Annotated in this window: 22 protein-coding genes and 1 pseudogene; 8 read left to right on the top strand and 15 right to left on the bottom strand. The window is 38.4% G+C overall.

What is annotated here, in order from left to right:
• Positions 1-32 precede the first annotated feature (32 nt).
• The 5 genes from PZE06_RS15900 (at position 33) to PZE06_RS15880 (ending at position 6,517) form a co-directional block, all read left to right on the top strand.
• Positions 33-2,120: a DNA topoisomerase III gene (locus PZE06_RS15900; RefSeq protein ID WP_150948469.1), complete on the top strand. Its 2,088-nt coding sequence runs from the start codon at positions 33-35 to the stop codon at positions 2,118-2,120.
• Positions 2,121-2,647: 527 nt separating this feature from the next.
• Positions 2,648-3,916: an MDR family MFS transporter gene (locus tag PZE06_RS15895; RefSeq protein ID WP_150948466.1), complete on the top strand. Its 1,269-nt coding sequence runs from the start codon at positions 2,648-2,650 to the stop codon at positions 3,914-3,916.
• 83 nt (positions 3,917-3,999) lie between these two features.
• Complete coding sequence (locus PZE06_RS15890) at positions 4,000-4,719, top strand: YebC/PmpR family DNA-binding transcriptional regulator (protein WP_150948463.1); 720 nt, start codon at positions 4,000-4,002, stop codon at positions 4,717-4,719.
• A gap of 157 nt (positions 4,720-4,876) precedes the next feature.
• Positions 4,877-6,109, top strand: a complete 1,233-nt coding sequence (locus PZE06_RS15885) for an aminopeptidase (protein ID WP_150948460.1) — start codon at positions 4,877-4,879, stop codon at positions 6,107-6,109.
• A gap of 135 nt (positions 6,110-6,244) precedes the next feature.
• Entirely contained in the window at positions 6,245-6,517 is a 273-nt protein-coding gene (locus PZE06_RS15880; RefSeq protein WP_150948457.1) for an acylphosphatase, read from the top strand.
• Positions 6,518-6,560: 43 nt separating this feature from the next.
• On the opposite strand, the gene panF is transcribed toward PZE06_RS15880, so the two are convergent.
• Both panF and PZE06_RS15870 read right to left on the bottom strand, forming a co-directional pair.
• Positions 6,561-8,003 carry a sodium/pantothenate symporter gene (gene panF, locus PZE06_RS15875; RefSeq protein ID WP_150948454.1) on the bottom strand — a complete coding sequence of 481 codons (1,443 nt, stop codon included), beginning with the start codon at positions 8,001-8,003 and terminating at the stop codon, positions 6,561-6,563.
• Positions 8,000-8,284, bottom strand: coding sequence for a YhdT family protein (locus PZE06_RS15870; RefSeq protein ID WP_150948452.1), 285 nt, complete (start codon positions 8,282-8,284; stop codon positions 8,000-8,002). Before PZE06_RS15870 ends, panF begins: the two co-directional genes overlap by 4 nt.
• A gap of 150 nt (positions 8,285-8,434) precedes the next feature.
• On the opposite strand from PZE06_RS15870, the gene mscL reads away from it, so the two are divergent.
• Positions 8,435-8,806, top strand: a complete 372-nt coding sequence (gene mscL, locus PZE06_RS15865) for a large conductance mechanosensitive channel protein MscL (RefSeq protein ID WP_150948449.1) — start codon at positions 8,435-8,437, stop codon at positions 8,804-8,806.
• A gap of 443 nt (positions 8,807-9,249) precedes the next feature.
• Here the strand turns inward: mscL and PZE06_RS15860 are convergent, their stop codons facing one another.
• From PZE06_RS15860 to rraA, 13 genes and pseudogenes are all read right to left on the bottom strand, one after another.
• Positions 9,250-10,086: an SDR family oxidoreductase gene (locus PZE06_RS15860; RefSeq protein WP_150948446.1), complete on the bottom strand. Its 837-nt coding sequence runs from the start codon at positions 10,084-10,086 to the stop codon at positions 9,250-9,252.
• Positions 10,087-10,364: 278 nt separating this feature from the next.
• The gene (locus tag PZE06_RS15855) at positions 10,365-11,351 is read right to left on the bottom strand and encodes a DMT family transporter (protein ID WP_150948444.1); all 987 of its coding nucleotides are present in this window, start codon (positions 11,349-11,351) and stop codon (positions 10,365-10,367) included.
• A 240-nt stretch (positions 11,352-11,591) separates the two neighbouring features.
• The gene (locus tag PZE06_RS15850) at positions 11,592-11,999 is read right to left on the bottom strand and encodes an RNA polymerase sigma factor (protein ID WP_225310708.1); all 408 of its coding nucleotides are present in this window, start codon (positions 11,997-11,999) and stop codon (positions 11,592-11,594) included.
• Entirely contained in the window at positions 11,962-12,123 is a 162-nt protein-coding gene (locus PZE06_RS15845; protein ID WP_225310707.1) for a hypothetical protein, read from the bottom strand. The genes PZE06_RS15850 and PZE06_RS15845 overlap by 38 nt, the downstream gene beginning before the upstream one ends.
• 225 nt (positions 12,124-12,348) lie before the next feature.
• Positions 12,349-12,862: pseudogene (locus PZE06_RS15840) on the bottom strand (DoxX family membrane protein).
• Between the two features lie 381 nt (positions 12,863-13,243).
• Positions 13,244-14,572: a polysaccharide biosynthesis protein gene (locus tag PZE06_RS15835; protein WP_150948441.1), complete on the bottom strand. Its 1,329-nt coding sequence runs from the start codon at positions 14,570-14,572 to the stop codon at positions 13,244-13,246.
• Positions 14,573-14,939: 367 nt separating this feature from the next.
• Positions 14,940-15,572, bottom strand: a complete 633-nt coding sequence (locus PZE06_RS15830; protein WP_150948438.1) for a response regulator transcription factor — start codon at positions 15,570-15,572, stop codon at positions 14,940-14,942.
• Complete coding sequence (locus tag PZE06_RS15825; RefSeq protein ID WP_150948435.1) at positions 15,565-16,599, bottom strand: sensor histidine kinase; 1,035 nt, start codon at positions 16,597-16,599, stop codon at positions 15,565-15,567. Before PZE06_RS15825 ends, PZE06_RS15830 begins: the two co-directional genes overlap by 8 nt.
• Positions 16,596-17,321 (bottom strand): cell wall-active antibiotics response protein LiaF, encoded by a 726-nt coding sequence (gene liaF / locus PZE06_RS15820; protein WP_150948432.1) that lies wholly within the window; start codon positions 17,319-17,321, stop codon positions 16,596-16,598. Before liaF ends, PZE06_RS15825 begins: the two co-directional genes overlap by 4 nt.
• Positions 17,322-17,636: 315 nt before the next feature.
• Positions 17,637-18,284, bottom strand: a complete 648-nt coding sequence (locus PZE06_RS15815; protein WP_150948429.1) for a PspA/IM30 family protein — start codon at positions 18,282-18,284, stop codon at positions 17,637-17,639.
• A gap of 86 nt (positions 18,285-18,370) precedes the next feature.
• A complete protein-coding gene (locus PZE06_RS15810) occupies positions 18,371-18,715 on the bottom strand; it encodes a lmo0954 family membrane protein (protein ID WP_150948426.1) in 345 nt (114 codons plus the stop codon).
• A gap of 309 nt (positions 18,716-19,024) precedes the next feature.
• The gene (gene safA / locus PZE06_RS15805) at positions 19,025-19,639 is read right to left on the bottom strand and encodes a SafA/ExsA family spore coat assembly protein (RefSeq protein ID WP_150948423.1); all 615 of its coding nucleotides are present in this window, start codon (positions 19,637-19,639) and stop codon (positions 19,025-19,027) included.
• Between the two features lie 70 nt (positions 19,640-19,709).
• Complete coding sequence (rraA, locus tag PZE06_RS15800) at positions 19,710-20,192, bottom strand: ribonuclease E activity regulator RraA (RefSeq protein WP_150948421.1); 483 nt, start codon at positions 20,190-20,192, stop codon at positions 19,710-19,712.
• Positions 20,193-20,307: 115 nt separating this feature from the next.
• Between rraA and PZE06_RS15795 the strand changes: the two genes are divergently transcribed.
• Complete coding sequence (locus tag PZE06_RS15795) at positions 20,308-20,448, top strand: hypothetical protein (protein WP_191963249.1); 141 nt, start codon at positions 20,308-20,310, stop codon at positions 20,446-20,448.
• A gap of 126 nt (positions 20,449-20,574) precedes the next feature.
• Positions 20,575-22,107 carry an FAD-dependent oxidoreductase gene (locus tag PZE06_RS15790; RefSeq protein WP_225310706.1) on the top strand — a complete coding sequence of 511 codons (1,533 nt, stop codon included), beginning with the start codon at positions 20,575-20,577 and terminating at the stop codon, positions 22,105-22,107.
• The last annotated feature ends 200 nt before the right edge of the window (positions 22,108-22,307 follow it).

Here is a 22,307-nt window from a genome sequence, read left to right as displayed (position 1 = left end):
AGGAATATCAAAAAGGAAATAAAGGTGAACAAATGAAATCTTTAGTACTTGCTGAAAAACCAAGCGTTGCTCGGGAAATTGCCCGCGTTCTTGGGTGCAAACAATCTCATAAAAGTTACATCGAAGGAAATCAATATATTGTTACTTGGGCGCTCGGTCACTTAATCGAATTAAAAATGCCTGAACACTACGATAAAAAATATCAAAATTGGAATCTTGAGGATCTTCCCATTATCCCTGAACAAATGGGTACAAAAGTTATGAAACAAACAAGTCATCAGTTTAAAGCCATCGAGCATTTAGCAAAACGCAAGGATATTAAGGATTGTATCATTGCTACCGATGCTGGTCGAGAGGGTGAGCTTGTGGCCCGTTGGATTTTGGATAAAATCCGTTGGCACAAACCGATAAAGCGCTTGTGGATCTCGTCCCATACGGACCGTTCTATTAAAGAAGGCTTCCAAAAACTGAAGCCTGGGAAAGAATTTGAGGCACTTTATCAATCTGCCGTTTGTCGTGCCGAAGCGGACTGGCTCATCGGATTGAATGTCACTCGCGCATTAACGACTAAATTCCAGGAGCCCCTATCCGCTGGAAGAGTACAAACCCCTACCCTCTCTCTCATTTTGGAAAGGGAAAAAACAATTCAAAGTTTTAAGCCGAAAGAGTATTGGACGATCGAAGGCCAAATCGGACCATTGAAAACAAGCTGGGAGGAAAGGGGCGAGAAAAGAATTTTCGCTCTTGAAAAGGCTCAGAGTATTGTCGAGAAAATTAAAGGCCAAAAAGGGAGTGTTCAAGCGCTCAACCGTAAGGAAAAAAGCGAGCAGCAGCCTCTGCCTTATGACTTAACAGAGCTTCAAAGAGATGCTCATAACCGCTTTGGCTTCTCAGCGAAAAAGACACTGTCTGTCTTGCAAAAACTTTATGAACAATATAAGCTCGTTACTTATCCAAGAACCGATTCGCGCTATTTAACAAAGGATATGGAAGGAACGATGCTCGACCGCTTGCAAGGATTGGCATCCAGCTATCGGGACGAAGTTAAGCCCCTTATCGCAAATAAAGGGAAAGTGCTGGCGAAACGAGTATTTAACAATGATAAAGTCAGCGATCATCATGCGATTATTCCAACAGAAGAACGCTCTCACTTAAGCGATCTTTCCAATGATGAACGAAAGCTTTACGACTTGATTGTTAGGAGATTTCTCGCCTTATTCCATCAACCTTACAAATATGAATCAGTAAAAGCCATTATTGAAGTAAATGGTGAAACTTTTACTGCCAACGAAACGGTTATTATTGATCTAGGTTTCAAAAAGCTTACCCAAAAAGAAACATCGACTGACATAAAAACGCTTGGAGCGATTGCAAAAGGGCAAAGCTTTACTGTGCAAAGTGTAAATTTGGAGAAAAAGCTGACAGAGCCTCCTGCAAGATACTCTGAAGCAGATGTCCTCACGCAAATGGAGAAGTATGGGCTCGGAACACCTGCTACTAGGGCGGAAATTATCGAACGCTTAATACAAACAGAAGTAGTCGAAAGAAAAAATGGCCGCTTCTTCACGACCGCAAAAGGAAAGCAATTGATTGATATCGTAAACGAGGAATTAAAATCCCCTGAACTTACAGCAAAATGGGAAAAAGAACTTGAGGCGATCTCAAAAGGAAAAAGCAACCCAAAACAGTTCAAACAAAATATTCGTAAACAAACAGAACAGCTCATTTCAGAGATTAAGAAAAGCAATCAAAAATATAAAGCCCATAACTTAACTGGCTCAAAATGTCCAGAGTGCGGCTCATTTCTTAAGGAAAGAACGACAAAAGAAGGGAAAATGCTCGTCTGCTCAAGCCTTGATTGTCGTTATCGCAAAAGAAAAGATCCGAAGCTCTCTAATCGCCGTTGTCCTAGTTGTCATAAAAAAATGGAAATGCATGAAGGAAAAGCCGGACTTTATTTTCAATGCCGTCCATGCAACGTCGTAGAAAAAGCAGAAGAAAAGAAAAAAGCAGTAACAAAACGTGAAGAGCGTAAGTTAGTGCAAAAGTATTCACAACAGGATGACTTTGGCACAAGCCTTGGTGATTTATTGAAGGCTGCGATGGAGAAAAAAGATTAAGCTAGAAAAATTTTTTATTACTTTTTCAAACTTTAGACAAACAACTCGATTGAGCGAATTTGTCTAAAGTTTTTTTTCTGTAAAAAATTAAAGAGCTTAAGAAACTAATTTTTTGAGGGAATTTGATTGCTGGAAGAGTAATGTTACGAATCAAAGGATGGCTTTCCTCCACTTCTAATGCTCTGCTTCCCTTTGACCAGATCCGTTTTCCTTTGCTTGTAATTCACGTCTTCTGTCGTGCAAGCGCAACCTTTGACGGGGATCACTGCTTCGATCAAGCCTTGCAGTTGCGTTAGCGACGAGGAGATTTGACGAGACGTCACTGGCAAGCAACTGCCTAGAGCGTAATATCGCCAGTCCGTTTAAAGACAGTCATGCTCGCTACCTTTTTTGGAACAACTGCAGCCAAGTTTTTTTCTTATATTTTCCTTGTAAAAGATTGGTTTTAAGACGTATCATATTGAAGAAGTATGATTTTCCCTAAAAGGGCTGTTTTTAATCTATGTTTAAGAATCGAGGGTACCATCATGAGAATAAGAGATTGGGATGTAAATTTAAAAATCCGTCTATTTGGAGAAGCAGCGATGAATATTACCTTCTGGATGTTCTTCCCCTTCCTGACCATCTATTTTGCAGAAGCCTTCGGGAAAGGAACAGCCGGTTTCTTGCTCGTCCTTTCTCAAGCATTCTCAGTCATTGCTAATCTATTAGGTGGGTATAGCGCTGATCGCTTTGGGCGAAAAAAAATGATGGTTTTATCCGCATTTGGTCAAGGTATCTGCTTTTTAATTTTTGCGCTGACGACATCGCCCGTTATTGGATTTATTGCTTTTGCCTTCGTTAGTTTTTTTAGTTCAATCTATTGGCCAGCAAGCCAAGCGATGGTAGCCGACGTAGTATCCGAAAAAGATCGAAGCAATGTCTTCGCCGTTTTTTACACGTCTATTAATATCGCTGTCGTTGTTGGTCCCCTTTTAGGAGCGATCTTTTACACGAACTACTTTTCAGAGCTCCTGTTTATTTGCAGCATTATTTGTTTGGGCTTAGCGTTTACGCTAGCGAAGTGGACAACCGAGACAGCACCTGCCGTTTCCCGTCAAAAACAACTAGATGACAGATGGCATTATTTTTTGTTTAAACAATTTAAAGACTACGGGATTATATTTAAAGATAAAATCTTCATGCTCTTCATGGTTGCAGGAGTATTAGCATCGCAAACTTTCATGCAGCTCGACTTGCTTTTTCCGCTCTACATTAAAGATGTTGTCCACAATCAAACCCTCTTGTCTGTTGGTGATTGGGCATTTAAGGTAGGCGGAGAACAGGCCTTTGGCATTGTTCTTGCTTTTAACGGTTTATTGGTCGCAATCTTCACCGTTTCTGTCACAAAATGGATGACAAAATATGTAGAGCGAAATGTCTTTGTCCTTTCTTCTGTTATGTACGCCATATCCATTCTGCTCTTTGGGCAGACACAATGGATTTGGGGATTATTGCTGGCAATGTTAATTTTCACTTTCGGAGAGTTAATGGTAGCTGGTTTGCAGCAAAGTTTTATTTCCAGAATCTCTCCAGAGCATATGCGTGGACAATATTTTGCAGCAGCAAGCCTTCGTTACACGCTCGGCAAAACGATCGCTCCAATGACAATACCCTTAACTGTATGGATCGGGTACCAATGGACTTTTTTCGTATTATCTCTACTCGCCTTAACTAGCGCTTGCTTATATTGGCTGATGTTTTCATTTATCCAAAAAAGGAAGCCATTATATTTCCACTCTAATGTGACTGATTGAGCATTTGTTTGGTATAATATGATCTGTGAAAATATCATTTCTTATCATTTATCTTAAATAGAATTGAAAGTGAGTGTTCAATTATGGGCCGTAAATGGAATAATATTAAAGACAAAAAGGCGGCAAAAGACGCTAATACGAGTCGCATATATGCTAAATTCGGTCGTGAAATTTATGTTGCCGCTAAACAAGGGGAGCCTGACCCAGAAGCAAATCAAACTTTAAGATTCGTATTAGAACGCGCGAAAACGTATAATGTACCAAAACATATTATTGATCGGGCAATCGAAAAGGCAAAAGGTGGTTCCGAGGAGAACTACGATGAGCTGCGCTATGAAGGATTTGGACCAAACGGCTCCATGGTCATTGTCGATGCTTTAACGAATAACGTAAACCGAACTGCATCCGAGGTGCGCGCTGCTTTCGGTAAAAACGGGGGAAATATGGGTGTCAGCGGCTCTGTATCCTATATGTTTGATAAAACAGCCGTTATCGGTGTTGAAGGCAAAACAGCCGATGATGTGTTAGAGCTACTTATGGAAGCTGACATCGATGTACGTGACATTCTTGAAGAGGAAGACTCAATCATTGTTTATGCGGAGCCAGACCAGTTCCACGCTGTGCAAGAAGCTTTTAAAAATGCAGGAGTTAGCGAGTTTACAGTAGCAGAATTAACGATGCTTGCCCAAAACGATGTAACTCTTCCAAAAGATGCCCAAGCCCAATTCGAAAAAATGATTGATGCATTAGAAGATCTTGAAGATGTACAACAAGTTTATCATAATGTAGATTTAGGACAATAAGTCGGCGAAATTCGCCGATTTTTTTATTTATATAAAAGAGCAACTTATTAGACCGAATAGTTTATTTTTTCCATCATAAACGGTATGATAGAACTGATCTCAAGATTATCACCAGTAAATGCTTTGCCATGACTATTTAACAAAGGAGAATGTCTATATGAATGACTTTCAAAGAAATTTAGAAAAATATGCTGAACTCGCTGTCAAGGTAGGCGTCAATATTCAAAAAGGGCAGACGTTAGTGATCAACACCGCTCTAGATTCAGCTGAATTTGTACGTCTTGTTGTAAAAAAAGCCTATGAAGCAGGTGCCTATAATACGATCGTCAATTGGAGTGATGATATCGTTTCCCGAACTAAATATGACCTTGCACCGGATGAGGCTTTCCAGGAATATCCTGAATTTCGTGCGAAAGAAATGATCGATTTGGCGGAAAACGGCGCTGCCTTCATGTCTATCGTTTCATCAAGCCCAGATCTGTTAAAAGGGGTTCATCCTGAGCGAATCGCTAACTTCCAAAAAGCAGCAGGAAAGGCGCTAAGTACATATCGAAAATATATTCAATCAGATAAGGTGAGCTGGACAGTCATTGCAGCTCCATCGCAAAAATGGGCAGAAAAAGTATTTCCTAATGAAGAACCAGAAGTCAGCATGCAAAAGCTGTGGAATGCCATTTTCAAAGCAACTCGTGTTGATCTAGACAATCCGGTTGAGGCATGGAAAAAACATGATCAAACCTTACATGAAAAGGTCAATTATTTAAATGCAAAGCGCTACAAAATGCTACATTACAAGGCGCCGGGGACAGATTTAACAATCGAGCTACCTGAAAAACATCTTTGGGTGGGAGCAGGAAGCGTCAATGAAAAAGGGTACGAGTTTATGGCTAATATGCCTACTGAAGAAGTGTTCACAGTCCCTCACAAAACGGGGGTAAATGGAACAGTTGCCAGTACGAAACCATTGAGCTACGGCGGAAATTTAATCGATAATTTCTCCGTTACTTTTGAGAATGGAAGAATTGTTGCTGTCAAGGCAGAAGAAGGAGAAGAGATTTTGAAGCGGCTTGTAGATACGGATGAAGGCTCTCATTATCTAGGCGAAGTTGCTCTTGTCCCTCATAATTCACCAATTTCACAATCAAATATTTTGTTTTACAATACACTTTTTGATGAAAATGCTTCAAACCATCTTGCTATCGGAAGTGCTTACGCATTTTGCATTGAAGGTGGGAAGAAAATGTCAAGCGAAGAACTAGCAGAGAACGGCTTAAACGAAAGCATCACCCATGTTGACTTCATGATCGGTTCTGCTGAAATGGACATCGACGGGATTAATGCAGACGGCTCAAGAGAACCGGTCTTCCGTAAGGGTGATTGGGCATTTTAACAAGTATGAAGACGGTACATAATTTTGTATCGTCTTTTTTATAACTGCTCTTATTGAATATTGCAATGTTGCTAAGTTTATGGGAGGATATTGGTAGAATAGATATATAGAAAGCACTAAAAGGGGGGAATCCACTTGGTCCGATTGCATATTACGGTAAGTGGAAGCGTTCAAGGAGTTGGGTATCGCTATTTTGCACAAATGAAAGCGTCTCAATTTGGGATTACTGGATGGGTTAGAAACCTTTCAGAAGGCGGGGTCGAAATTGTTGCCGTTGGTGACAAAGAAAATCTTGAACAATTTATGGACAGCTTGCGTGAAGGAAATCCTTTTTCGAAAGTAACAGATATCAGTTTTGTCGAACTGGAAGATACAGAACCTTTTCATTCTTTTAAAATAAAATATTGAAAGCTCTTTCTACCCCGTTGTCATGTAGAAAGAGCTTTTTTGTTTACAAAGTAGAATTTTTTAAAGCAATTCTTTTCGTCGATAAGCTTCCTAAAATGAAAGCGGCTAATGACAGCAACACTGGAAACGTTATAGTATGCATCCCGAAGGCATTGGGCAAAAAAGAATGAATCAAAATATAAGAACCTACGCCCACAACCATTGATGACAATGCCCCATACTTATTCCCCGTTTGCCAATATAGGCCAAGGACAACAGGCCAAATAAAAGCCGCTTCTAGTCCACCAAAGGCAAAAAGATTTAGCCAAATAATTAAATCCGGAGGGCTTAAAGCCATTAAAAAGACAGCCACCCCAATGATCGTTGTAACACTCAAGCTAATCTTTTTCACCAACTGATTGCTCGCATCTGGCTTAATGTAGTTTAAATATACATCCTTAACTACAGCAGAACTGACGAGTAAGAGCAAGGAATCCACCGTTGACATAATAGCCGCCATAGGAGCTGCTAATACAAGTCCGGCAACCCATGCTGGCAAGACTTCCATCGCTAGTAATGGCATTACAGTGTCTCCCTTTTCAATCCCTGGCAGGATAGGACGAGCAAAAACTCCGATTAAATGCATGCCAAGCATGATAAAACCAACGACAATTGTTCCAACAATAATAGCTTGGTGCATCGCCCGAGCATTTTTATAAGACATCGCCCTGATCGTAATTTGGGGAAGTCCAACAACTCCAACCCCTACCAATATCCAAAAAGAAGATACATACAGCGGTGTTAATCCTCCATCAAATCCATATGGAGTAATTAAGTTTGGGTTTTCTGCTACTAAATCAGCGATAATATTGGAAATCCCTCCACCTGCAACAATCGTGGCAATTAATAGGATCAATGTTCCAATAAACATAACTATCCCTTGCACTGTGTCTGTTAATGCAACGGCGCGAAATCCTCCAATAATAACATACACCATCACCGAAACCGCAAAAATAAAGAGTGAGCCCGTATAGCTCAAACCTGTTAATGATTCTATCAAAATTGCTCCGCCTACCCATTGAGCGGCCATTGCTGAAAATAGAAAAATAATGATACTAATTGCAGACAAAACAACAACCCATTTTGACTGATAGCGTTCCTTCAGATAATCCACTAATGTTACTGCCTTATACCTTCTCGTCATAATGGCGAATTTTTTACCGAGCACCATAAGTACAAAATACCCCGTTGCTAGCTGTGCCATCGATAATAGCACCCAGCCAAGCCCTTGCGTGTATGCCGCTCCAGGTCCTCCGATAAAGCTGCTCGCACTTCCATATGTAGCTGTCATCGTCATTGCAAGTATAAAACCACCTAATTGCCGTCCCCCAAGAAAATAATCCTGTAAAAACGAATTAGATGTTTTTAAAGACTTGCTTGACCATAAACCAATCATAAAAATTCCAATTAAAAAGAGGAGTAATGGAAAAATGACCGCCCCATTCATGAATCATCTCTCCCCTCATCTTCAAATGAAACCTCTTTAAAATAAAATTTCACAACGGCAGTAACTAACAGTACCATTAAGATAAAACCTCCAACACAACTATAAAAAAACCATGCGGGCAGTCCCATAACATAAGAATAGTTTGCAATCGGTCCAGACCCCATTCCATATGCAAAAACAAACCACCAGACAAAATTAATGATAACTAGAATAATGCCTATTACTGCCTCTCTATTTGCAATTTTAAATCGAGGATCCGTATCCTCTTTATTTTTATTCATTTAGGCTCTCCTTTCGAATACTGAAGCCTTTGTGCTTCATAACCAGTTAACTCTTTCATCCTATTAATTGTACATCGATTATATTTTACATTATAGTATAAGAAATCTCACACTCATTCAAAAATCGACATGTTTATAAGGAGGATTTATATGTGGAATGAATTTAAACAGTTTGCGATGAAGGGGAATGTCATAGATTTGGCAGTTGGGGTTGTGATCGGAGCCGCTTTCGGAAAAATTGTTACTTCTCTTGTTGAAGATTTGATTATGCCTTTAGTTGGTCTTTTAATTGGCGGGTTAGATTTTACCGAATTTGCTGTGACGATCGGTAAAGCTGAAGTTAAATACGGCCTTTTCATCCAAAATATCGTCAATTTTTTAATTATTGCTTTCTCGATTTTCTTAGTCATCCGTGTCATTAATCGTTTGAAGCGCAAAGAAGAAATAAAAGAAGAGGTGCCAAAAGTAGATACAAAAGAAGAGCTTCTAAAAGAAATCCGTGATCTATTGAAAGAAAAATAAGCGGGCTTTCTATTTTAAATAGACAAGAATAAAAAAAATCGTGTGTATTACTTAAACGAAGACGAATTCCGGAAAAATCGTGATTAATTCCTGAATTTTTCTTCTTATTTCCAGAAAAAACAGACGCATTTCCGGAAAAATTGCATTAATTCCGAAATTTCATCCTACATTTCCGAATAACAGAACAAGGAAAAGAGCAACCTAATGGCTGCTCTTTTTTGCTCTAATAATCACAGGTTATAACACCCAACAATAGCAGGCACTTAAATGCATCATTAAGAACACAAAGCCAATAACCTCATTCAAACGATGACATCATTATCGCTGTAAAAAGAGCATTTTCTCTAGAATTTTAGCTTTTGTATGTCGTCCTTACTTCCAACTGTTTTTATATTTCTTCTAAATTGTCTTTTAGAGAAAGGATGTTCCATTACAATGAGTCTTTATACGCCCGAATACGCCATAAAACCACCATCAACCGGTACCGTGATTCCAGTAACAAACCCAGAATAGGTATCATCTGCAAGCCAAAGCAAAGTACCAAGTAGATCCTCCGGGTTTCCAAAACGTCTCATTGGTGTATGTGCGATAATTTTATTTGATCTCTCTGTATATGAACCATCTGGGTTCATTAATAAGTCGCGATTTTGCTTTGTTAAGAAAAAACCTGGTGCAATGGCATTGACTCGTAAACCGGCCTCTGCAAAATGAGTTGCCATCCACATTGTAAAGTTATTAATCCCCGCTTTTGCTGCACTATACGCTGGAACCTTTGTCATCGGTGAATATGAGCTCATTGATGATATATTAATAATCGTTGGTGATAATTGCTTTAACAGTTCTTTCCCAAATACTTGACTTGCTAAAAAGGTTCCTGTGAAATTGCTGGCAAACACTTGTGAAAACCCTTTTTCTTCTAACTCAAAAAATGATTTTCCTTCTATTTTTTCACCGAATGTTTCCATTGCTGTAATGGCATCGGGGTGATTTCCCCCGGCTCCATTTATTAAAATATCAACCCTTCCGAAAGCTTGGAGGATATCTCTTTTCGCCTCTTCTAAAGATTCCCTTTTTAAAACATCAGCAGCGAGAGCAATTGCCTCTCCACCTGTAGCTCTAATGTCATTAACGACCTCTTCCCCTTTTTCAGCCGTTCTGTTTAAGATCGCAATTTTCACACCATGGCGAGCAAGTTCCCTACTCATGGCTGAACAAAGAACTCCACTGCCTCCTGTTACAACCGCAACTTTCCCCTGTAGATTTTCATGTATTGGAATCACTGCTTATCCCCCGTTTCCTGAATCCTGTAGTCAGCCTTTGATCGTTTTAAAGCATATTAATTATAATTGAAACCCTTTCCATCAGAAAAGTCTTTTTTTCATATTGATTATATTGGAAAAATTAAGGCTTGTCACTACAGCCCGTTATGGGCACAAATTGGAGAAAGAGCATTTGAGGCTCTAATAGAAAATTCGTGATCACTGCCATGTTTGTTTCCATCCCTTTTATGGTCTTGCGCATGGAGCATATACCAAATATGTATGGCATGAAGACCTCGTTAGAACCCATTTTGTTCACTTTTTGGTTGAATGGCTGGAATTGCAGTTAAGCCAGCATGGGTAATATAACTATGTAGAACCATACCGATAACCACTAACATAATTCCCGTCCATGAAATAAGTGATGGAAATGCAATCGATAAAAATAGCACTTCCCCAACCAGTGCAAATAATACTTCCATTGATTGTGTTGCCTCAACGGAAGCAAGCTGCTGCATATTATCTTTAACCATATCAGTTGCTTTAAAAAATAAAACGGTTGCGATAACTCCCGAAGACAATGCGACAATTAATGATTGAAATGTTTGGTTTGCACTCGGTAAGCCGACAGTTGCTACCCCATATATTGATAAAATAAGCCATAATGGCAAACTCGCTATTGTCATTCCAAGCACTCTTTGAAAAACATCGAGTCGTCCATCGGCAATGACCATCATTTTTCGATTTCCTAATGGGTAAGCAAAAGAGGCAATAATAACTGGGATAATTCCAAGCCACACTTCTTTGGCAGAGAGCTGACCAGCATGTTCAATCTGCATAAGACCTATTCCTGCAAGAATAATAAGAGAGAATAATAATCCTTTAACAGGGATTTTTCCTCTCATTTTTGTCATTCCAGTTGCCGTTCTTACAGTTTCGTAAAATAATGGCGCCAATAAAGATCCTGCGATAATGGTAAATTGCCATGTCCCTGCCACAAGCCATCCTGGTGAATATACAGTCGCAAAACATAGCGGTGCATAAAACAAGCCAAAGCCAACAAAACTCCATAGTAGCCATGCACCTGGTTTTTCCTTCATCATTTCAAAAAGTGGTCGTAAATTCTTCCTTTTAACTACAATTAGCAATAAAAACGGAACCATAAAAATAAATCTCAGTGAAGCACTCCAAATCCAGCTTCCCCCTGACATTTCCATCGCTCTATTCAAGACAAACGTAGTGGCAAAAAAGAACGCTGCACATAAACCAAGCAAAATTGGCCGCAAATTTCCACACCCCCTGTTTCGAGTCAAAGTATTTTTATTATAACAATTTATATTTCAATATTCTAACTATATTTATGATTCTCATTTTTGCCATTCGTCAAATTTCTTTCATTTCCGTGGAAATATTTCTAGCCATTTTTTCTGAAACGACAAAAAACTGCCTCTGTAAAGGCAGTCAACATTTTTATCAGAACCCCTATCCTATCATGATTCATCACATTCAGACAGTCAAACTTCAAGCTAATTTGCTACTATTTCCATCAATAGTGACTTTTCTTTTAATTGATTTCTTGCTCTTCTCATCCTCGTTTTCACCGTAGAGATTGGTAATTTTTTCGCTGAACTTATTTCTAATAACGATTTGTCCTTAAAGTAGTATAAAAGAATTGGCTCTCGATAAATCGTAGGCAACTCGTTTATCGTATCAATCATTTCTTTTGTTGAGGATCTAGTTATCACATAGTCCTCAGGTTCTGGGATCGAGCACTCCATTTCATAATGATACACTTTTTCATCCCAAAATTTTTGGACCGCCTTTTGCTTTCTCCAAAAATCTCGACACTTATTGATCGCAATCTTATATATCCAGCTCTTAAAATTTGCTCGAGCCTCAAATTGCTCTAGATTTAAATATGCCGAAATTAACACTTCCTGATATAAAATCCTCTGCTAATTCTTTATTTCGTACTTGTTTATAGATAAACAGAGATAATGATGGACCATTTTCTCTAATCCAGTCTTCGAATTTCTCTTGCCATTTACTTTCTTGCACTTAGTATTCCCCCTCAAACCGTCCACTTGAACTATCAATAATAATAGACGCATTTATGAGGAATCCCCCCTACATTTTTTTAAAAATTATTGTTAAAACGATTATTGCTCATTTCTTTAAAACTTTGATTTCAAACATCAACACAGATATATAACAAAGCCAAAGAACAAAAAAACAAGCAGAAGAAATTGACTTTCTCTCTGCCTGCTTTTTATTTATATTAATTTATACTTCTATTGATTGGCTTGCTTCATTTTTGCCTTTGTTCACTAATTTGCGAAGATATGGCAATACGTAGCGATCTAATCCATATTTACCAGCATTGTAGCCTGCTGCTGCAATGAATACACCCATGATGATATCAGTTGGATTATGAGATACTGTACCTGAAAGCATGAAAGAGAAATTCATTACTAATCCGAAAAATGCTGCTGCTGTTGTTAAACATCCTAGAATAAGTCCTAAACCTACTAATAATTCGCCCCAAGCAACAAGAGTACTAAATAATCCAGCATTCGGAATCGCAAAGCTTTCTAAAAATGTTACCCAACCACTATAGACTGCTGCACCATCCGGACCTGTTACAGGGTTTGCTACTGCCCCTTGTAAGAAACCACTTGCATCAAATCCACCTGTGATTTTCCCCCATCCCGCTGTCATCCATGCCCATCCAAGGTAAATACGAACAACGGTTAAAATGCCGGCCAATGTTGTTCTCTCTTAATAATTTACCAATCATGATAAATCTCTCCTTTGATATATGTTAAATTATTGCTTCTTACTACAAGTAAAGATTATCATTTTCATTTAGGAATAACATTATATTTGTGATAAATTTCACATTTTTGTAATAAAGTTTTGACAAACTGTTGAACTGCTGATTTCATCCTTTATAACAATAACGTTGCACAATAATAAAAACCCTTGATGCACAAGGGTTTCCATCTAAACATCTTCTTTAATTAGTTATGTCAGATATTTGACATAAGGTGATTAACTTCACCTAAAATGAACATTATTTGACTATTGTTATATTAGAAAAAGACTATTCTGCTTATGCTGTGACTATTGACTCAATTCATCCAAATTTAATGTCTATCGTTTTTTCTAAATGAACGACTTACACTTGTTTTACTTCCCTTCTTAACGAATAATAGGACACCCCGATTTTTTTACATATTGTCATATAGTGCATAAGAGTTAGCAGAACTGTTCCTGTATTCATACCGATAATGACTCCGTCCATTTGAAATTGGCTCATAGAACCTAAAAGATAAATCAGACCAAACGTAATCATGGATGACCATATATTGTGAAGGAAGGCGTCCTTCATTAACCCGAGACCAATTAAATACGCCTGCAGCGGAATCACGAAAAAATGCAATAGAAAATAGGGTAGTAACACTTGCAAATATCCTGCAGCCGTTGTTGAGTGGAGAAACAAATTGGTTAGTGGTTCAGCAAAGAAATAAAAAACAAATACAACTGGGACTCCATATAAAAGTGTAAAGCTCATGACTTGTCTAAGAAGCTGCTGCAGTCTATTCATATCCCTTTGTGCGTAAGCCTTTGAAACAGTTGGGATTAAAACAATTAATAAGCTATGGGCAATAAAACCGGGAAAAAAGCCAATCGTCATAGCAACGCCTGCCAACAGGCCAAATTGCTCTGTTGCCACGGTCGCACTAACTCCAGCATTTAAAAGCGCGGCTTTGATTAAAAACGGTTGCACAGCATGAGTCAAAGAATGAAATACGCGTATGCTTGTGGTGGGAATGGAAACTGAGATAAGATTTTTCCTAACCTCTTTGCCGCTAATAAAGCTCGCTGGTCTCCCTTTCAGTTGTTGATATTGAATGTAAAACATATGGATCAAATAAAGAAAAATGACAATCTCACTTCCAACAAACGTAAAAAAGGCAATTAAAATCGACGTCTCTGAATCAAATTGAAAGAGCTGAAACAAGAACACAAGCAATCCTAATTGAACAATTTTCCTCAATAGGTTTGCCACTGCAATTTTGCCCATTTGATGCTTGCCCATAAAAAATCCCCTTGCAATCGCGGAGAAGGATATGAGCGGGATTAATAAGAGAACGAGCCATTTGAACAGCGGATGATAGTCATGAAACATCGTCAAAAAAGGCATAAGCAAAATGAACACGATCATAAAAAAAGCGGTAGTTATTATCGTGAGGTGGACAGCCGACTTCAACATACTGCGATGAAACTTCGCATCTTTTTCAGCAATAAATTTTGAAATCGAAATCGGGAGTTCAAAGCTTGCCAACAAAACGATTAAAAAAACGGTAGGGAGTATGGACATATATAGCCCCAGTCCTCTCTCACCCAACTCCTTTGCAAGAACCATATTCATCACAAACTCTACACACTCACCTATGAAGGAAGCGACAATTAGCAGTAATGATCCCTTAATAAACGTACTCATGATGAATACATCTCCTAACCATTAATAAAATTCTTGTTATGATGAAATGGGTCCATTTCATTTATAGTTTTAAATATATGAGACAAGTTTAGAGATTATTTCTATCAGTAACCGCCAATTCTTTCTTTACTGCAAGTTTTTCATCATAAAAAAAGCCAGTAAGTTCCTTGTTCTTCCACGTCACTACAAATATCTTGCCTCTAAGCTAATGGTTTTCATATCCATAACAAAACGTCTGAAACTTAAAAAAGAGCTAATTGACTGCCCGTCAATTAGCTCTTATCTATTAAGAGGATTTTTACTATTTTTCACTTCATGTTGGATCAGGGTACGTTTCGATAGAGAAACTTTTATAAGTGATATAAGTTTATTTCACCAAAGAATGCTTAAAAGCATAAATAACGGCTTGGGTTCGGTCCTGAACTTGAAGCTTGCTTAAAATATTACTTACATGCGTCTTCACCGTTTTCAAGGCGATGAATAACTCATCCGCTATTTCCTGATTTGATTTTCCCTCTGCCATCAGCAACAGTATTTCTAATTCTCTTGTTGTTAACTCTTCATGAAGCTCTGTTTGTTGCCTTTGACGCATCTTCGACATCATTTTTCCGGTTACTTCTGGTTCGAGAACGGATTGACCGTGGAAAGTTGCCCGTACTGCATTGGCAATCTCACTCGCTTTCGAGGTTTTTAACATATAGGAAGTTGCGCCTGCCTCCAATGCAGGGTAGACTTTTTCATCATCAAGAAAACTTGTTACAATGATAATTTTTGCTTCAGGCCATTTATCAATGATATTTCTTGTTGCCTCGATACCATCCATTTCTTTCATCACTAAGTCCATGAGAATAATATCTGGACGTAACTCAAGAGCCAGATCAATAGCAGTCCTTCCATTATCTGCTTCAGCAACAACTTCTATGTCCGGCTGCGCTGAAAGATATGAAGATACACCGATCCGCACCATTTCATGGTCATCTACAAACAATACTTTAATCATTGGCCTCATCCTTTTCCATCAATATCGGTACTTTAACCTCTAATCGTGTTCCTTTATTTTTAACACTAATGATTTTAAGAGTTCCACCGATTTCTACTGCCCGCTCATACATGTTTTGCATCCCATATGAGCCTGCTTTTGATTCTTCCACATCGAATCCAACCCCATCATCCACCACTCTTAAAATGACAAAACCATCTCGCTTAATAAGAAGAACCTCTACCTCGGTCGCTTTCGAATGCCTTAATGTATTAGACACCGATTCTTGCAAAATCCGGAAAAGGTGATCCTCTACCCCTTTATCAAGAGGAAAGTCTTCTACTTTCCAATCAATTGCCATCGTTACCTTTTGCGATAGTTCGACAAGAAGCTCCTCAATTCCTTCCTGAAGCGTTTTTCCTTTAAGTGCCACTGGTCGTAAATGGAGAAGCAGAGCCCTCATTTCAAGCTGTGATTGATGGATCATCCCTTCAACCATTTTTAACTGCTTCGATTCATGTTCATTCGTTTCATTAATTGCCGACATTAGCATTGAAGCTGCAAAAAGCTGTTGACTCACCGAATCATGTAATTCTCTTGCTAATCTATTGCGTTCCTGTGATATTATCTCTTGAATGCGATTTTCCTGAGCGACTGCCTTTTCATTTGCCAGTTTTTGCGATAATATAACTTGTTCTGAAATTTGCCTTTGAATCTTCTTAATTCGTTGTAAAATTACCTTTTTATCTTCAAACATACCTTCTTCATCTATATTTACGTTTCTTCCCTCTTCCACTTCATGAAGCACAGCATCGAGAGTTTGAAACTGTTTTTTCCAGTATAATCCTGATCCAATTCCAAAGACAATACCGATTAAAAGACTTAAGCTCGGGATAAATAATAAAATGGGAATATCCATTAAATTGTGCTTCCAAAGCTCCTGAAAACCGACAAAAGGAAAAGAAAAAATAAAAGACAAAGTGATGACAAAAAACACAACTAGGGCTACTAAAACTCCCCAGCCAATTTGTCTTTGTATAATATTCATACTCTTTTCACCTCTAAATCTCCTATTAGAAAAGAGGTGAATATTTTTACCTTTTGCTCAGCTTTTTGATAACCAGCTGTCTCATATTGAACAGACTGATTAAACCTCTTTGGACCTTCATATTGAAACACCGTTGCTTTTCCTGCTATCGAAGAATGCTGTATACTCACTTCAATATCATATGGTATAAGGACTTGCACATTTCCAATGAAGTTACGAATAAAGATAACCGTTTCTCCCTTTGGCAAAACAGTATAGCTTAAATCGACATTTGTATCGCCAATACCCGATTGAATATTAATATCATTCCATTCAAAAACATGGTCAGGGGTTTTTCGATCGCCAAAAAGTGAATTTTCGAATAACGGTTTTTTCTCGATTACGATCTCTTCTGATGTTTCTTTATTTATAATCGGCTGAACTGTTTTAGGCTCTTTCCTTGATTGATAATATTGGATAATAAAGTGAATAACAATTGCTAATAACAAAAATTTAAAGGTCATCATACTTAAAATACTGATGGCAAAGAAAAAGATACCAAACCAAAAAAATAGTTTTCCTGTCGTGCTCGGTAATCTTTTTCTGCCGACATAAATCATGCCCATAGCAACTAGAAGAGAAAAAATCACACCACTATTAAAAAACGATACCTCAAGAAGTAGTAGAATTATCCCTAGTGGAACTGCTTTATTAATGTAATCGTCTTTCATTTTAAAATGCATGATGTTCTTCTCCTTTCTAGGAACAAATGCGCAGGGCGCCTTCGGAACAATTAAGACCAATTGTTCCTACGAGGATGAATCAAAGTAGTTTTTCTTAGTATTCATCACCAAAAAAATGACTGGACCTGCAGTTCAACCTCAAACTAGAAGTTTTGCAGCCTTACAGAGTCAAAAAATTTATTATTTCTAAAAAGGCGTAGAATACTACGCCCTTTTTTTGAGCAACTCAGCAGAACTTTACTTTTTTAGTATGCACTCCCTTATTTATCATTTCAAGGGATTTTCGTGCACATTACCATAAGAGAAGTCATTCTCTTAAAAATTTGCTGATTTTTCATCCGTTTTCATCTTTTTTTCAAGCTCAGCAATGCGAGCATCTATCATATTTTCTTGATAAGAGTGGTTAATGTCTTTCTCCAATCTTTCTAAATAAGATTCTATTTCTCCAAACCGTGAAGCTGATTTGTCAGCTAAAGCATTTTCGTTAATCACCTGATCCATTTTATGATTTGCTCTAGTTACGTTTTCACGGCCCATTAACTCCATGCGACGAATATGCATATCTTTTAACTTATGCTTCATCACTTCATACTTTTCTTCTAATTTTTGCAATTCAGCCGCTGCATCGTTTAATGCTTGATGCAAACGAGAAGCACGTTCTTCGTGGTGGATTGCTTCTTTAGCAGCAAACTGCTGTAATTCTGTCTCGCCCGCTTTTTCTGCAATTTCTGCTTGTTGCTTCCGCTTCTGTGCCAGTTCAGCGGACTTCTCATACTCATTCGCAAATTCTTCTCTTAACTGATATTGTCTAGCGATTAACTTGCGCACCTTCTCAGTTTCCTGTTCACACTGACGTAAATATTGATTTAACATGGCAATTGGATTCTTTTTTTCCTTCTGTTCAAGTACTTCATTTAAATCTGCCATTACTGTATTTTTAATGCGTGTAAATAAATTTGTCATCTTACATTCTCCTTTTTAATCTCATTAATTTCATAAAACCAAACTTGTATAACGATTGAATTCACATGCTACACTTGTAACATAACTTAGTTCTTATTTAGGTCAGACCATTGCTTTTCAAAGTTTTGAAAAGGGTCATTTTCTTCTTTATAACTTGGCTTTTTATCGTTCCATTTTTTATAGACGATATATAGAATATACGCGGCAACAATGGCGATAATCGCTGGAATATTAGATGCTGCTGTCAATAACACGAAAACACCCAGTATTCCTAATGCAATTTTCCATCCGAAAGACTCTGTCTTTAAAAATTGTTTAAAGATGAAGTATAGAACCGCTACACTTACCGCCAATCCGATTAGTGGACCTAAATTTGAAAGCAATACTATTGCTGCAATACCTCCTGCTAAAAGCAACCCGAAATTTTTCATTTTGTTTGTTGCCTCCTTTCTTGTTTCCATCTTATCTCGTTTTCAGAGCTTTCATAACGAGCCTGAGCTTTATTTTTGAATCGGTCTTGAGGCTTAGTTGGATTTCAGTCCAATTAAAAAATAGAAACCCTGTCAACATATGCTGTTGACAGGGTTTCTCGGAATTATGCTTTTTCCGGAATTGCATCTTAAAATTCCGGAATTATATTGATTTTTCCGGATTTCCGCATCATTTTTCCGGAATTATTGGTAATTTTTCCGGAATCACAGAAAATCTCGTCATCTTACACCACGCTAAACGGAGGATTCCTACCTGGAGATAAACATTTGTGTCCAGTAATATCGCTGCGAGCCGCCTTTAGCGTATCCTACACCAATTTCAGTGTAACCAGAGTTCAAAATATTCGCCCGATGGCCTTCACTGTTCATCCACGCTTGTACCACTTGCTGCGGAGTCGTTTGCCCTGCTGCAATGTTCTCACCAGCACTACGATAAGAAAGACCAAATTTTTTAATCATATCAAACGGTGAACCGTAGGTTGGACTTGTATGAGAAAAATAATTTCGATCCCGCATATCGGCTGATTTGTAACGGGCTACCCGGGATAATTCCCAATTTGCTTTTAACGGTTTCAGACCATATTTAGCCCGCTCTTGATTCGTTAATTGAATCACTTGATTTTCAATGCTTTTCGTGGCATCAAAATCTGGAATCGTTATTTTTTCGCCTGGGTAGATTAAGGCTGGATTTTTAATTTGCGGATTTGCCGAAATGATTTCCGATAATCCAACCTGATACCAAACTGAAATTTTCCACATCGAATCTCCTGGACTTACCGTATGTACTCTCTGAGCGTGCGAAATAGTAGGAACAGCTAGTACAGTAATGAATAGTGAAATAGCAATTACCATTTTTTTTAGCATGATTCACTCCTCCTCGTTGATAGAATTCAACAAAGAGTGAAAAATAAAACATGGATGTTGTTGGCAAGAATTACTTTGTCAAATCTCTTGTTGAAATAACAATCCCGTCTTGGTCTGCATATAGATAATCGTCTGGGTTCCAATCGAGTGAGAGAAAACTCAACGTAATATTCTTCTCCCCTTTTCCCTCTTTTTTACTTTTTAATGGGTGAGTGCCTAATGCCAAGATGCCCACATTGATTTGTGAGAGTTCCTCACAATCCCGTACACACCCATTAATAATAATTCCTGCCAAGCCTCTATTTTCCGCAATTCCAGCGAGCTGATCTCCTAACAGCGCTCGACGTTTAGACCCGCCTCCATCAACGACAAGGACAGAACCCGCTGGAATCGTTTCAAGTGCTTCTTTTACAAGCACATTATCCTCAAAAACCTTTACCGTTTTAATTGGGCCAGAAAAGCTTTTTTTCCTGCCAAAGGATTGAAACTCAGCTCCAATGGCTTGAATTTCATTAGAATATTGATCACATAAATCTGTTGTTTTCACGGTCATTCCTCCTTATCTCAATTTCCTACTTTATTCTTGATACATATAGTGAATTCCTCTTCTTTTCCATAATTCTTCGCATATATGTAGGAAAAGAACTATTTTCATGAGGAGGAATTTGATGCTTGAATGGACATCAACCTTAATTGGTTTTCTCATTGTTTTCTTTATTGTCGGTGGAGTTTTTTGTCATTTTTTATTGGAGTCGCTTAATACTGAAGATTGTACGAAAATAGATCGTTTGCCTAAAACGGACGAATAAATCATAACACTGTGAAAGAGGACAGCATTCGTGGGATGCTGTTCTCTTTTTGGGTTGTCCATAGTATGCATAAACTTCACTTCATTGGAAAAATTATGAACAGCATGTTATTTATGGAGGGTTATCATGACTGAAAAGACTAAAAAGCAAATGCCTACTTTTCCTGAATCGTATTGGAGAGAATTTGAGCTTCCACTCTTTAATAAGCTAACAGAGGATCAGAGCTTCGATGTCGGCATTGTAGGCGGTGGCATCACTGGGATTACAACGGGCTATTTGTTAGCGAAAGAAGGGCTTCGAGTTGCAATCATCGAGGCAGGCCGAATATTGACCGGCACAACTGGGCACACAACAGCAAAAATTACTGCGCAGCATAACATCATTTATGATGAATTCATTAACCATTTTGGGCAAGAGAAAGCAAAAATGTACTACGAGGCTAACAGCGATGCTCTTCATTTCATTCAAAAAATGATCCAAACTTATGAGATCGATTGTGATTATAGTGATGAGGACGCGATTATTTATGCAACAACCGCTCAGGGCCAAGATAAAATTATTAAAGAACACGAAGCGTATGAAAAGCTGGGCATTAAAAATTCGATTTTAAATAAAATTCCCTTTGAAATTGAGATAAAGTCTGCCTTAGCCATGCATCAACAAGGGCAGTTTCATCCTCTTAAATACTTACATAAGCTTGTAAGACTGTTTATTGAGGCCGGAGGAACCATTTTTGAAAATACAACTGCGCTCGATATTGACGATGGGGCAAAGCCACAAATTATGCTTCGTAACGGCAAAAAAATAAATTGCCAGCACATTGTTGCTGCCTCCCATTTTCCGTTTTGTGACAAAAAAGGACTCTATTTTGCAAGAATGTATGTAGAAAGAGCTTATATTCTAGGATTAAAAACAAAAAAATCGTTTCCTGGCGGGATGTATATTAGTGCCGATTCTCCAACCCGCTCCCTCCGTTCTACCCCCATAAATGGAGAAAAGCTCGTATTAGTGAGTGGGGAGGGTCATAAAACTGGGCAGGGAATAGATACGCTGCAGCATTATTTAAACTTAGAAGAATTTGCTGAGCAGGTACTTGGAATTGAAGAATATAAATATCGCTGGTCTGCTCAGGATATGTATACGCTAGATAAAATGCCTTATGTCGGACCAATCACAGAAAATCAGCCAAGAGTTCTTATTGCAACAGGCTATCGAAAATGGGGCATGACGAATGGAACAGCGGCTGCTCTTCTTCTGAAGGACCTTATTCTAAACAAATCCAACCCGTATGAGGAGCTTTTTACACCACAGAGATTTCATGCGGATCCTGATGTAAAAAAATTTATTAGTGTAAATGCCGATGTAGCAAAACATTTTGTTCAAGGCAAACTCGAATTTATCCCAAAAGGGCCGGATGAATTGGCGAATGATGAAGGCTCTCCTGTTATGGTTGATGGCAAACGCTGCGGTGCCTACAAAGATCATGAAGGAAAATTGCATATCGTTGACACCACTTGTACTCACCTTGGCTGTGAAGTCGAATGGAATCACGGTGAACGAACTTGGGATTGCCCATGCCATGGCTCCAGATTTTCCATCGATGGTGAGGTGCTGGACGGTCCCGCTGTAAAGCCTTTAGTAAAAATTGATTGGGACTGAGCGGTTGTCTTTTCGAAAGGTCCGTTTTTTGGAGAATTGTTTAGTGCTTTTCTATGAAAAACACCCTCATGAGGGGAGTGTAATATTAACTGTGTAAGTGAGGAATGCGTACGATTCCTTACTCACACAGTTTTTTATTTGATAGAATCATAAGTATAAAGCTAAAGGAGTGATTTCGGTGGGGAAATTGAAAAGAGATC

Origin of the sequence: Robertmurraya sp. DFI.2.37 (assembly GCF_029211245.1) — a bacterium.
Taxonomy (GTDB): Bacteria; Bacillota; Bacilli; order Bacillales; family Cytobacillaceae; genus Robertmurraya; species Robertmurraya methanolica_A.
The sequence above is the reverse complement of the archived record's forward strand: the minus strand, read 5'-3'. Positions and strand labels throughout refer to the sequence as shown.

Coding starts and splice junctions, on each gene's coding strand:
- PZE06_RS15825 (WP_150948435.1), bottom strand. CDS start 16,599: ATGAATATTATACAAAGACAAATTGGCTGGGGAGTTTTAGTAGCCCTA.
- PZE06_RS15810 (WP_150948426.1), bottom strand. CDS start 18,715: ATGAAAAATTTCGGGTTGCTTTTAGCAGGAGGTATTGCAGCAATAGTA.
- PZE06_RS15815 (WP_150948429.1), bottom strand. CDS start 18,284: ATGACAAATTTATTTACACGCATTAAAAATACAGTAATGGCAGATTTA.
- panF (WP_150948454.1), bottom strand. CDS start 8,003: ATGAATGGGGCGGTCATTTTTCCATTACTCCTCTTTTTAATTGGAATT.
- mscL (WP_150948449.1), top strand. CDS start 8,435: ATGTGGAATGAATTTAAACAGTTTGCGATGAAGGGGAATGTCATAGAT.
- PZE06_RS15900 (WP_150948469.1), top strand. CDS start 33: ATGAAATCTTTAGTACTTGCTGAAAAACCAAGCGTTGCTCGGGAAATT.
- PZE06_RS15890 (WP_150948463.1), top strand. CDS start 4,000: ATGGGCCGTAAATGGAATAATATTAAAGACAAAAAGGCGGCAAAAGAC.
- PZE06_RS15885 (WP_150948460.1), top strand. CDS start 4,877: ATGAATGACTTTCAAAGAAATTTAGAAAAATATGCTGAACTCGCTGTC.
- PZE06_RS15830 (WP_150948438.1), bottom strand. CDS start 15,572: ATGATTAAAGTATTGTTTGTAGATGACCATGAAATGGTGCGGATCGGT.
- liaF (WP_150948432.1), bottom strand. CDS start 17,321: ATGCATTTTAAAATGAAAGACGATTACATTAATAAAGCAGTTCCACTA.
- rraA (WP_150948421.1), bottom strand. CDS start 20,192: ATGACCGTGAAAACAACAGATTTATGTGATCAATATTCTAATGAAATT.
- PZE06_RS15870 (WP_150948452.1), bottom strand. CDS start 8,284: ATGAATAAAAATAAAGAGGATACGGATCCTCGATTTAAAATTGCAAAT.
- safA (WP_150948423.1), bottom strand. CDS start 19,639: ATGCTAAAAAAAATGGTAATTGCTATTTCACTATTCATTACTGTACTA.
- PZE06_RS15895 (WP_150948466.1), top strand. CDS start 2,648: ATGAGAATAAGAGATTGGGATGTAAATTTAAAAATCCGTCTATTTGGA.
- PZE06_RS15795 (WP_191963249.1), top strand. CDS start 20,308: ATGCTTGAATGGACATCAACCTTAATTGGTTTTCTCATTGTTTTCTTT.
- PZE06_RS15835 (WP_150948441.1), bottom strand. CDS start 14,572: ATGAGTACGTTTATTAAGGGATCATTACTGCTAATTGTCGCTTCCTTC.
- PZE06_RS15790 (WP_225310706.1), top strand. CDS start 20,575: ATGACTGAAAAGACTAAAAAGCAAATGCCTACTTTTCCTGAATCGTAT.